This is a genomic window from Pseudoalteromonas sp. BZB3 (genome assembly GCF_040104455.1).
Lineage (GTDB): Bacteria > Pseudomonadota > Gammaproteobacteria > Enterobacterales > Alteromonadaceae > Pseudoalteromonas.
Genome location: NZ_JBECOS010000001.1, coordinates 40,577 through 52,867, shown reverse-complemented (window position 1 = coordinate 52,867; position 12,291 = coordinate 40,577). Strand labels below are relative to the sequence as shown.

10 protein-coding genes are annotated in these 12,291 nt (G+C 42.0%); 3 read left to right on the top strand and 7 right to left on the bottom strand.

Features of this window, described 5'->3' with window-relative positions; genetic code table 11:
* Positions 1 to 38: 38 nt before the first annotated feature.
* From pilB to nadC, 6 genes are all read right to left on the bottom strand, one after another.
* Positions 39 to 1,721, bottom strand: a complete 1,683-nt coding sequence (gene pilB / locus ABMY35_RS00215) for a type IV-A pilus assembly ATPase PilB (protein WP_349284516.1) — start codon at positions 1,719 to 1,721, stop codon at positions 39 to 41.
* Between the two features lie 135 nt (positions 1,722 to 1,856).
* Positions 1,857 to 2,465 carry a dephospho-CoA kinase gene (gene coaE / locus ABMY35_RS00210; protein ID WP_349284515.1) on the bottom strand — a complete coding sequence of 203 codons (609 nt, stop codon included), beginning with the start codon at positions 2,463 to 2,465 and terminating at the stop codon, positions 1,857 to 1,859.
* Between the two features lie 26 nt (positions 2,466 to 2,491).
* Complete coding sequence (locus ABMY35_RS00205) at positions 2,492 to 3,382, bottom strand: A24 family peptidase (RefSeq protein WP_349284514.1); 891 nt, start codon at positions 3,380 to 3,382, stop codon at positions 2,492 to 2,494.
* Between the two features lie 35 nt (positions 3,383 to 3,417).
* Positions 3,418 to 4,653, bottom strand: coding sequence for a type II secretion system F family protein (locus ABMY35_RS00200; RefSeq protein ID WP_349284513.1), 1,236 nt, complete (start codon positions 4,651 to 4,653; stop codon positions 3,418 to 3,420).
* A 51-nt stretch (positions 4,654 to 4,704) separates the two neighbouring features.
* The gene (locus ABMY35_RS00195) at positions 4,705 to 5,199 is read right to left on the bottom strand and encodes a prepilin-type N-terminal cleavage/methylation domain-containing protein (protein ID WP_349284512.1); all 495 of its coding nucleotides are present in this window, start codon (positions 5,197 to 5,199) and stop codon (positions 4,705 to 4,707) included.
* Positions 5,200 to 5,757: 558 nt separating this feature from the next.
* The gene (gene nadC, locus ABMY35_RS00190; RefSeq protein WP_349284511.1) at positions 5,758 to 6,624 is read right to left on the bottom strand and encodes a carboxylating nicotinate-nucleotide diphosphorylase; all 867 of its coding nucleotides are present in this window, start codon (positions 6,622 to 6,624) and stop codon (positions 5,758 to 5,760) included.
* A 161-nt stretch (positions 6,625 to 6,785) separates the two neighbouring features.
* Here nadC and ampD point away from each other — a divergent pair, with 161 nt between their 5' ends.
* Positions 6,786 to 7,322 carry a 1,6-anhydro-N-acetylmuramyl-L-alanine amidase AmpD gene (ampD, locus tag ABMY35_RS00185; protein ID WP_349284815.1) on the top strand — a complete coding sequence of 179 codons (537 nt, stop codon included), beginning with the start codon at positions 6,786 to 6,788 and terminating at the stop codon, positions 7,320 to 7,322.
* A 7-nt stretch (positions 7,323 to 7,329) separates the two neighbouring features.
* Positions 7,330 to 8,181 (top strand): beta-lactamase regulator AmpE, encoded by an 852-nt coding sequence (gene ampE, locus ABMY35_RS00180; RefSeq protein ID WP_349284510.1) that lies wholly within the window; start codon positions 7,330 to 7,332, stop codon positions 8,179 to 8,181.
* Between the two features lie 28 nt (positions 8,182 to 8,209).
* Here the strand turns inward: ampE and ABMY35_RS00175 are convergent, their stop codons facing one another.
* Positions 8,210 to 10,714: a PilZ domain-containing protein gene (locus tag ABMY35_RS00175; RefSeq protein WP_349284509.1), complete on the bottom strand. Its 2,505-nt coding sequence runs from the start codon at positions 10,712 to 10,714 to the stop codon at positions 8,210 to 8,212.
* A gap of 204 nt (positions 10,715 to 10,918) precedes the next feature.
* Between ABMY35_RS00175 and radA the strand changes: the two genes are divergently transcribed.
* Complete coding sequence (gene radA, locus ABMY35_RS00170) at positions 10,919 to 12,289, top strand: DNA repair protein RadA (protein WP_349284508.1); 1,371 nt, start codon at positions 10,919 to 10,921, stop codon at positions 12,287 to 12,289.
* Positions 12,290 to 12,291: the final 2 nt, after the last annotated feature.

Genomic DNA, 12,291 nt, shown 5'->3' with positions numbered 1-12,291 from the left:
CTACCTGATACTCGCACCTAGGTTTGAGTATCTAGGGTTTAGAAACTGGTGACTCGGTTTATTTCGGCAAGAGACGTCAAACCTGCGGCGGCTTTTTTCAGACCTGAAATACGTAAATTAGCAAACCCTGCCTTTGCAGCCATTTCTGCGATTTGAATCGAGTTACCACCTTCCATGATGACTTGTGCAATTTCAGGTGTGATCTTCACTACTTCGTAAACACCGACACGACCCTTGTAGCCTTCGGTACAATGATCACAACCATTTGCTTTGTATAGCGTGATATCGTTGATCCCGGCTTTGACAAAACCTTGACGATTCAGCTCTTCTGCGGGCAAGGTTTCAGGCGTTTTGCATTTAGGACACAAACGACGCGCTAGACGCTGTGCGATGATCAAGCTAATCGAGCTCGCCACGTTATAAGCGGGTACACCCATATTCAATAGACGGGTTAAGGTTTCTGGTGCAGAGTTAGTATGAAGCGTACTCATTACCAAGTGACCAGTCTGTGCAGCTTTGATCGAGATCTCAGCAGTTTCTAAGTCACGGATCTCACCAACCATCACCACATCAGGATCTTGACGTAAGAAAGCTTTGAGCGCATTGGCAAAGGTCATCTCAGCTTTTGGATTTATCTGAACTTGGTTAACCCCTTCAAGGTTAATTTCAACTGGATCTTCTGCTGTACTGATATTGCGCTCTGGTTTATTAAGAATATTTAAGCCAGTATAAAGTGAAACTGTTTTACCAGAACCTGTTGGGCCGGTTACTAAGATCATGCCTTGTGGTTGCGCTAGCGCATCCATAAAGAGCGCTTTTTGCTCTGGTTCGTAACCTAACACATCAATGCCTAGCATGGCGCTTGATGAATCAAGAATACGCATTACGATTTTCTCTCCCCATAAAGTTGGCAGGGTACTGACACGAAAATCGATACTTTTACGATCTGAGATCTTTAATTTAATACGACCATCTTGCGGTTTACGTTTTTCGGCGATGTCCAAGCGGGACATAACTTTGATACGTGCTGACAAACGCGTAGATAAACTAGTTGGTGGGCTTGCCATTTCATGGAGCATGCCATCGATACGAAAGCGAATACGGTATTTATGCTCGTAAGGCTCAAAGTGCAAATCTGATGCGCCTTTTTTAATGGCATCCATTAAGATTTTATTGATGTAGACAATGATAGGGGCATCATCTTTGTCTTTTTCATCGTTGTTATCTTGCTGTTGTTGAGTGTCTTCAACATCCATACCTGAGAACTCTTTAAAGTCATCCTCACTCATGGATAGGCCGCCATTGGCATCGAACAGTTGATCTATCTTTTGTTCTAACTGTTTGTAATCAACCACCACCACTTCACATTGTAAGCCAGTGCTAAATTCGAAGTTTTCAAATGCACCATAATCTGTGGGATCAGAGGTGGCGATATACAGCTTGCGACCTTTTTTGACCAAAGGGAGTAAATGATGCTGGCGGATCAGCTTTTCTTTAATAAGCTCTTTAGGTAGTTGCTCAACGTCAAAATCACTTAGGTCAAACATTGGCACTCTAAAGAGGTCTAGACACTGTTCGGCCAGTTCTTGACTTGTCATCCCACTACACAGGCAGATAAGCTCTGCCGTTGAATGTGCTTCGGCCTGTTTTAATTTTAACTGCTCTGCGGTTACACGACCGAGTGTAATAAACTTTCGTAAAAGGGGAGAGTGGTGTTCCATAATGCCTCTATGACGACTTGAACTTAGTTAAGCTTAGCAAAAAATATCAAAGCAAAAAATAGACCTAACTCAAAGTATTACTTTTGTGCTTAATGAGTGCTCAGTACGAGCCGCCGAATAATAAAGACCAATAAACTATTTACTTATTTCAGCTTGTTGCAAAAAAGCGTGGTGTAATTCTTCAACATCTAAAAGGACTGAACTAATTTCACGATGATTATCAAGAATTGAATCGGCCTTTTGTAACTTATCTTCCCGTGACATTTGTGCAGCAATAATGTTCTTTACCTGCTCAGTACTGACCGAATCTCTGTTTGCTGTGCGTGCTAGTTGTACCTCAACAGGCACATCCACCAATAAAGTGTGATCGCAGAGTGCATCGAGTTTGTTTTCGAACAGCAAAGGTGCACTTAACACCACATAAGGACTTTTGGCGTTGGTTAGCTGCTCTGTAATATTTTGACGGATAAGTGGATGTAGCAAACTATTCAACCAGCTTTTGTGTTCTGAGTCGGCAAAAATAATTTCACGCAGCTTTGCTCTGTTGAGCGAACCATCGTCTAACAAAATAGCATGACCAAAGTGCTGCTCGATGGCGCTTAGACCATCACTGCCAATTGCTACGACATCTCGGGCAATGACATCGGCATCGACAATTTCAATATCCAGAGAAGCAAGGTGATTAGAGACAAGAGTTTTACCTGCTCCTATGCCACCTGTTAGTCCTAAAATCCAGTTACTCATACTTGTTTACCTGAAAACGGGCTGAACTAGCCTAAAAGAGAAAAGTACCATGTTTGAATCTCGGTGCCATAGATCATTGCTAGCCAACCCGCTATGGCCAAATATGGCCCAAATGGAATAGGTGTACTGTGCTCTTTACCTTGCACTGCTAATTGAATGCTGCCTATAACTGCGCCTACAACACTTGAGAGTAAAACTATGGTTAAAATGGCCTGCCAACCTAATAGCGCACCAAAAATAGCTAACAGCTTAAAGTCACCATACCCCATACCTTCTTTACCTGTAAGTAGCTTAAATGCCCAAAACACCGCCCATAAACTTAAGTAGCCTACCGCAGCACCGACAATGGCTTCGCTGGGTGGAAGGGTATAGCCCAAAACACTAGCAATTAACGCCAGCCAAACTAAAGGCAGCGTGAGTTGGTCGGGCAATAACATGTGATCGATATCGATAAAAATAAGCGCCACGAGTACCCAGGTGATAAAAATATAAAGCAAGCCCAGCTCAGTTGCACCAAACTGCAATGCAATCCAAAGAGAGGCAAGGGCAGTGCCTAACTCTACTAGTGGATAACGAACAGATATTTTTGCTGAGCAACTGGCGCATTTGCCTTTTAACATCAGCCACCCCAACAAGGGAATATTATGCCAGGCTTTAATTGGAGTTTTGCAGTGCGGGCAAGTCGAGTTAGGTTTAATCAGGTTGAAAGTGTCGTTGCTTGATGCTGTTTGCTTGCTAGAGTTTGCCAATTCATCGGCCAGTGAGATACGGCACTCTTGCTGCCACTCTCGTTGCATCATGAGCGGTAGACGGTAAATCACCACATTTAAAAAGCTACCAATACATAAACTCACTAAACCAACGGTCAAAAGAAAAAACCACTGCTGGTTTTGCATTAAATAAATTACTTCTTGCATTAAAACGTCACTTTCTAAAAGGTAGAAAACTGGGCTTAAACCACAGAACCCAGTTGGAAGATAGGTAAGTACATGGCAATAATAAGGCCACCTACAAGCACAGCAAGCACACTCATAATTAACGGCTCTAACAGGCTAGATAGGCCATCAACTGCATCATCGACTTCTTGTTCGTAAATGTTAGCCACTTTTTCTAACATGCCATCGAGTGAGCCAGATTCTTCACCGATAGAGACCATCTGTACCACCATATCTGGAAAGAGTTTTGAATTGCGCATCGCCCAGTTCATTTGGTTACCTGAACTAACCTCGGCTTTGATTTCGGTAATAGCATTTTTATAGATCACGTTACCCGATGCGCCAGCAGCTGAGTCTAATGCATCAACGAGCGGCACACCTGCCGCAAATGTGGTAGAGAGTGTACGCGCGTAACGTGCTACAGCAGCCTTGTGTAAGATCATCCCGACAACGGGTAATTGCAATACCAAGCGGTCATTGAAATGGCGCACGGCAGATGAGCGGATCAAAGCCTCTTTATATGAATATATACTGACCCCGATAACCAACAAGAACACCCACCAGGCCTCTTGCATAAACTCTGATATACCAATGACAAATAGGGTAAAGGCAGGGAGTTCAGCACCAAAACTGCTGAAGATATCTTGGAACTGCGGTACCACGAAAATAAGTAGGATAGACGTGACTATCAGTGCGACCACCACTACCGCAATAGGGTAGAACATGGCTTTTTTAATTTTCGACTTTAAGGCTTCGGCTTTTTCTTTATAAACGGCAACACGGTCAAAAATTTTATCAAGGGCACCTGACTGTTCCCCTGAGTGAATGAGGTCGCAATAGAGCTCATCAAAATATCGAGGGTAAGCGCGAAGTGATTTCGCTAGCGGCTGACCGGCTTTTACCTCATCGGCAATGCCGCCAATGAGTTTACTTAAACTTTTGTTTTTTGCCCCAGATGAAATCATTTCTAAAGACTGAATCAGCGGTACTCCCGCAGTCAACATGGTGGCAATTTGTCGAGTGAAAATCGCAATGTCTTTGGCGGTAATTTTTTGACCACCGGCACCTATACCAAATAAAGGTTTAGGTTTGCGTTTTACTTTAGAAGGGGTAATACCTTGTTTTCTAAGTTGAGCTTTTACAAGGGCAATACTAGTACCAGTCATTTCACCTTCAAGTTTTTTGCCTCTGGCGCTTAAACCGGTCCAAACGAAGGTGTCGAGTTTATCTGCGGTATCTTTGTCTTTTTTCATAAATAACCAAAAAGGGCTGAATTAACAGCCCTTTAAGTCAATGTGTCAGGATTAACGACAGTTTGCAGGTAGGTATTCTGCAGGGATTCCGGCAGTAGCATCAGCTTTACAAACCCAAGCTCGAACAGGGTTCTTACCATTAAAGTCAGTTGCAGCAAAAGCACCTGTTCCATCAGCATTTTTTCTTGGTGATAAGACTATTGTATCATCAGTACCAGCAGTTAATTGAGGAATGTTTTGAGCTACTATTATGATGTCACCGTTTGCCTTAGTAGTTACAGCTTTTACATAATTAGATACTGATGCGGTTGAACCGTCATTTTCACCACAGCTGAAGCCATTATCAGATGTGCTTCCATCAACTCCAGCTAAAGCTGCTTCAGCAATAGCTACTTTACAATTTGCACCAGCAAGCACAACTTCACTTACTTTCGCACGAGCAGTGTAGTTTTGATAAGCCGGCAATGCGATTGCGGCTAGAATACCGATGATTGCAACTACAATCATTAGTTCGATTAGGGTAAAACCCTTTTGATTTTGCGTCATGATGTGTCTCCTAAAGGAAAAATGCTAACTCACCGTGGTAAGCTAGGTTATTAAATAGTTATAAAGTTTGTATCAATGGATAAAGTTTACACCCATTGTATTGCAAATTTATAGTGCTAACTCATTTAATGGGGCTCCCACTATGATGGCTGTTGATTGTTTGAAAAAATACCTAAAACAATGCGCCATACATGGGTTGTTAGCGTACGTTTCACCTTTTTTTAAGGTTTAACGCATTACCACCATCTCAATTTAAGCTTAGATTTTTTTATTTAATTAAAATCACCAATATTAGGCTATCGGCAATTTTGTATTTAAATAAACGACAAACTTAATTATTTGTTACTCTAATTGTTAAACTTGATATTAACAAGAGTAAATAGGAATTAATTCCTATTTTAAGAGCTGGAGCTAATTATTTAATACTGGCAGTGTTCTATATTAATTTATAACTCAAGGAAAAAATTAATAATTTTATCAGCATATCAAAACTCGCTCATTAAATTCTCTTTAAAATCAATTGTCAACATTTATGCACTTATCTTAGATTACAGCCAATTACACTTGTGTGTTATTGAAGCGCATTGATAGGTCGATACTGTGTACATTTTTAGTCAGTGCACCACTTGAAATATAGTCGACACCCGCCTGTGCGTATTCGGCTAAGATTTCTATGGTCATATTACCCGACACTTCAAGTTTAGCGCGCTGTGCTGTCACTTCTACGGCTTGTTGAATTTGTGGTACGCTAAAGTTGTCTAGCATGATGATGTCGCTACCAGCTTCAATGGCTTGCTGTAGCTCGTCTAGATTTTCAACTTCTACTTCGACTGGTTTAGCTGGGTGATTCAATTTAGCTTGTTTAACTGCAGCTGCAATACCGCCACAGGCTGCAATGTGGTTTTCTTTAATTAAGAATGCATCAAACAAACCAATGCGGTGGTTTTTACCGCCACCACAAGCCACGGCATATTTTTGTAATGCACGAAGACCCGGCACAGTTTTACGTGTATCAAGGAGTTGAGTATTACTGTTTGCCAAAGCTTTTACATAATGAGCTGTGGTCGTTGCGGTGCCTGAAAGCGTTTGTACAAAGTTCAAGGCGGTACGCTCAGCGGTTAAAATGGCACGTGCTGAGCCTTTAGCGGTAAATAGTTGGCTATTCGCTGCAACAAAATCCCCATCGTTGACGAGTACTTCAACTTCAACGCTTGCATCAACCTGTTTAAATACCTCTAAAATTAGGTCTTTACCACAGAATACACAGTCTTCACGCGTGATCACATAAGCGTTGGCTTGCTGCGCTTCAGGTATTAACTGCGCTGTGATATCACCATCGGCAGCCGATTGAAAGTTGAGGTCTTCATTTAAAGCTTGTGTGACTAATTCACTGATAAGAGCAGGCGTAAGAAGTTGGTTTTGCATACTAAGCGTCACTTATGTTGTCTAATTGCATTGTGCGAGAACTAAATTTTACTGCTTCCAAGAGTTTAAGACAATCGCGCTAGTGAAATTTCGTAAAGCTTGTTAAGGTTAGCTTATTATTAAAGCAAATGGTTTTAACCGTGAAACACACAGAGTTTTGCTTGCCAAATTCAAGCTTTAGGGTGACGCAAAGGCCTTGTACTTTTTTTGATGAGAGACCGAATGAGCAAGATGTCAACTTGCTGGTGGTTCATAATATTTCTCTGCCCGCGGGGGAATTTGGTACTAAACATGTAGATGCGCTATTTATTGGTAATATAGATTGTGCAGCACATCCTAGCTTTACCGATTTAGAAGGGCTAAAAGTGTCAGCACATTGCTTTATTAGACGAGATGGGCAAGTGCTGCAGTATGTGCCATTTAATAAGCGAGCATGGCATGCAGGTGTGTCGGAGTTTAAAGGTCGACAAAGGTGTAATGATTTTAGCATTGGTATTGAATTAGAAGGCACAGATACAACGCCTTATACCGATGCACAATACGTTGCTTTGACTGCCTGCACGCGTTACATCATGCAGCTGTATCCTGACATTTCTCCAGATCGCATCGTTGGGCATTGTGATATTGCACCAGGTCGAAAGACAGATCCTGGAGAGGCTTTTGATTGGCAAAAATTTTTTAAGTTGTTAAGTGAATGAGTAAATTATGATTTTGATCTCAATAATTTTAGCGCTGGCCATTGAGCGGCTAGGTGCCCGAGATGCACATTGGCAGATTGATCATTACAGTAATGGCTATCTCAATATGAGTCAGTCGTTATTGCATAATAATTCATTATTAAAATCGCCATTTGCATTTGCGCTATGGGTCTTATTGCCAGCTTTAGGTGTGTATTTTGTGATGGACTTTGCCGACTTCTTCCTGTTTGAGTTGGCATTAAATGCGCTATTATTAATTGTCTGTTTTGGCTGTGCTAAACCACGCGCTTTGTATAAGGGCTATTTAAATGCGCTTACGCGAGGTGACAGTGAAGGTGCAACGTTATATGCACTTCAGTTAGGCCAACACCGTACTGAAGATCAACAAGGCGGTGAATGGGTTGGTCAAACGCTAGCTTGGGTCAACTTTAGACATTACTGTGCGGTAATTTTTTGGTTTGTTGTGTTCGGAGCCCCAGGCGCAGTGATGTATGCTGTTACGCGCAGCTTATTCGACCAAGCTCAGCAAAGTGAACAAAGTGTACTGACTGCGCGCAGTAGCGTATTAGCCGATATGCTTTATTGGTTGAACTGGTTACCGGCACGCATTACCAGTTTTGGTTATCTGATCATTGGTAACTTTTCAAAGGGCACAGGCTGTTGGCTGAAATATGCGTTAGATTTCAAAACCCCAAACCGTAAAGTCGTGACCAGTACAGCGCTTGCCGCTGAGCAAATTGAGCAGCAATACGCGGGCTGTACTTACGAAGCCACCTGTATGATGCGTTTGGTTAAGCGTAATATTTTGTTTTACTTGGCACTGATAGCCTTACTTACACTGTTTGGTGGCGTTGCTTAAAACGTCTTTCTGAGACGGTGAGTAATAATTACATAGGAAGTGACTCAAACCAGAGTCGCTTTTTTTCTGTCATTTTTTCGATTAAGTTCTCTTCAACCTCAAGTGTCGGGATCACTTCATCGGTAATATCGATAAGATCGCAGACTCCTGCTACATTCCACAATGATTCTTCTAAATCTTTTGCCTTGTGAAGTGCATAATGGCTTACATATTTCAGTTCATTTGCTAGGTAGTCGGTATCAGGGCGACCTGTTTTAGATACCTGTAGTTGGAATACAAATAAGATCTCTTTTCTAAGCGCTTTTTTGATAAATAAAAACAGGCTATCAAGTGAGTCTTCATCCCTCAAAACTTGGCTTTTGACGGCGTCGACTAGGTTTTTCTTGTCTGGATCAAAGCGCATAAATAGGGTGTATTTGAGCGGCTTATTTTGTCGTGTTTGTTTACGCAGCGCTTCTGAAAGTTCATCTTCAATAAAGTTAGCAGGAAAAACCGGCGCGATTTCTATTTGTTCATCACTACTTTGGTTGAAGTGCTCTAAAACTTTGTGCAGCTTAGTCGAGTATAGTCCTCGGCCTACAGCACCAATGTTAAAGTGCGCCGATTCTTTATGTAAGTATAAAGGAAACTGGCACACACTCTTGGTGATCATATTACGCAGTGCTGTCGATAACCCTGGGATCTTTGGCGTCTCTTCACAGGCTTGCAGCTTGCTCTTGTTTTTATCAATGAGTTGCGTAAAAAACTCAATAGCTGGGTGCTTATTTTCAGATACCTTATGTACTTTTAAATTAATGATAGTTTTTGATTTACTGACCGCCATGACTTGATAGCGTAAGTGTTTTAAATCATGTTTCTTGGTGATTTTCTGTAATTCTGGCAAGTCGATATAAACTAAGTCACCTTTTTTCGCATCAGTGGGCGAATTAAGCTCGACTTGAAGGCCCATAACAGACAAATCACGGGTATGGCCTTCGATTACAGTGTGGCTGTCGACATGAAAAATAGTGCCTGTTTTATATAGGTAGCGTTTATGCGCACGCAGATTTACATATTCTAGCGCCACAACTTCCAATGCTGGCGGAGTGGGTGACTTACCATGGCCAAAGTGTTTGAGTAAATTGACTTGCCCAGCATCATATTGATGCTTTTTATATTCTGCGGTGCGACGCGGATCTGTAACGTCAGTCAGTAGCATCAGATTTTGTACATCTTGAATAAAGCCTTGTACTCGAGGTGTTGGCCTTTTATTCAATTTTTCGAGCGACTTTCCGGCACTGGCAGGAAGTGACAGCGGAATGAATGCATCTTCATGGTAGCTAGGCATGATCTGTACTTTAAAAGCGCGCCAGCTTTCTTTTTGGGCGCCAAACCCAAAGAATAACGAATTAAGGCTTGGCTCTTGCTTTAGTTCGAAATCAAAGGCCGAATAATAGTAAATTTTACCGCCGTTTGAGTGAGTAAAAGTATACAGCACAGCTTCTTTTACAGGGCTATGAAGGCTATTTAAATAGGCCAGTCGCTTTTGATTAAAAATACTATATAAACACGACTTTTTTCTTTCATCTTCAAAGTAATAATGAATGAAAGCATTGTTTTCGTTGGTTAGCACCATTGAAGGGAGTGTGAGTTTGTTATTAACCTTGCTGAGAAATACAAACAATGAGCTGACTCGTGGTAAATAGTATTGCTCATAGCCTTTGCACACAACCGCATCCATGGTGTTATCTAAATTGATTTTATAACGGCGCTTGTTACCGTGTATGAAGCTATTTAAGAACTCATCAAAGCCCTGATTGTTCTCAACAAATGTTCGCTTTAAGCGTACAAATTGATATTCATTATTTACTGGTTCTACAGCAACGACTTCATATTGAATACCGTCTTTGAGGCCAAGCTCAAAATCTTGTTCAAGTCCTACTAATCGAATGCTCAGTAATTGGCCTTTCTCAAAAACGGCTTTCGGGTGCACTTTGATCTTCGCACCGCTTAAGGAAATATCTGATGTATTGGCAGAAATAATATTATTCTTAGATACTTCAACCGTTATTTTGATTGAGTAATTCATTCGCTCTTCAATACGACTTTCATAAGAAGCGAATTTGATTAACTTTGCCCCATGCGTGAGTGTGGACGTTGGCGTGTCAGCATCATCTTGGGCTTGTTGTTGCGCACGCTTTTGCATGACTCTATAGTTATTGTCGGTATGCGTGACTGCTTCATATACCGCGAGGGTATACTTACCGTGCTTAGCAATTTCTTGCTCAAAAACAGCGATGGCTAAATCGTCCATAAAGTGCTGCTTGCCATCGTGAATATAGGGTTTTACTTCACCAGAAACCTGCCCGCGTAAATCGATAAATCGAGCGATAGGTTGGGATAGGCGAGACATTTCCATTTTGATCAAAAACTGATCTGGCTTAGACAGGTGGGCTGTTTTTTGCGTAAAGAGCCCATCAAAGCCAGGCGAGCCTAACTGTTGCTTGAGTTCTTCTATCAAAGGTTGATATTGTTGCAGCTTATCTTCAGCCATATAAAACCATTTTACTTACCGTGTTTTGTAATCGTACAAATACCGGCATTAATTTTTCTTTTAGATTTCTTAGTTAATACTATGACAATAATTAGACATAGTTAACTTATTCTTGAGCAATAAATGAGTAAAGTGCCAGATTTATATGACAAAACTGAATATAATTTTACTCAGTGAATTTTAAAGCAAAAAGTGTGCCTTAGTATGGGAAAGAAAAAAACAGCATTTGTATGTAGTGAGTGTGGTGCCGAATTTGCCAGATGGCAAGGGCAATGCTCAGAATGTAAAGCTTGGAATACCGTCACTGAATTTAGGGTGCCCAGTGTTAAGTCAGCACCTCGCAGCTCAGCGATGGCAGGCTATGCGGGCATGGTTGATGCTAAGGTGCAGACTCTAGATGAAGTAAACCTTGAGAGCTTACCGCGTTTTTCGACTGGCTTTAAAGAGTTTGATCGTGTGCTTGGCGGTGGCGTTGTTCCCGGCAGTGCAATTTTGATCGGTGGTTCACCGGGGGCAGGTAAAAGTACCGTTTTACTGCAAACCATGTGTTTACTTGCCGAGTCGATGAATACTTTGTACGTCACTGGTGAAGAGTCACTGCAACAAGTTGCCATGCGTGCCCACCGTCTGGGGCTACCAACTAACAAATTGAAAACCCTTGCAGAAACCAATGTTGAGACAATTTGCCAACTGGCTTTACAAGAAAAGCCGAGCATCATGGTAATTGACTCAATTCAGGTGATGCATATGAGCGATGTGCAATCGGCACCGGGCAGTGTCTCTCAAGTTCGTGAAAGTGCCGCCTACTTGACGCGTTTTGCGAAACAGAATCAAGTCGCCATTATTATGGTCGGTCATGTAACCAAAGACGGCACTTTGGCGGGCCCTAAAGTATTAGAGCACTGTATTGATTGTTCTATTTTATTAGAAGGCAGTAGTGATAGCCGCTTTAGAACACTACGCGGTAATAAAAACCGTTTTGGTGCAGTGAATGAATTAGGCGTGTTTGCCATGACAGGGCAAGGTCTAAAAGAAGTATCTAACCCATCGGCTATTTTCTTGAACCGGGGTGAAGAACAAACGCCAGGTTCACTGGTTATGGTCATTTGGGAGGGCACGCGCCCGTTACTTGTTGAAGTACAAGCCTTGGTTGATTATTCCCAGCTAGCCAACCCGCGCCGTGTTACCGTTGGTTTAGAGCAAAACCGTTTAGCGATGTTATTAGCCGTATTGCACCGCCATGGTGGTTTGCAAGTGTCAGATCAGGATGTGTTTGTTAATGTGGTCGGTGGCGTTAAAGTGTCTGAAACCAGTGCGGACTTGGCTTTGATCACCGCGCTGGTATCGAGCTTTAAGAACTTCTCACTCGATAGACAACTGGTCGTTTTTGGCGAAGTTGGACTAGGTGGCGAAATTCGCCCGGTACCAAGTGGTCAAGAAAGATTAAGAGAAGCCGCGAAACATGGTTTTAAACGTGCTATTGTATCTAATGCCAATAAGCCAAAAGAGCTTATTGAAGGGATGGAAGTTATAGGCGTGAACAGTCTAAGCGAAGCCCTGGATGCGTTATTTTAATC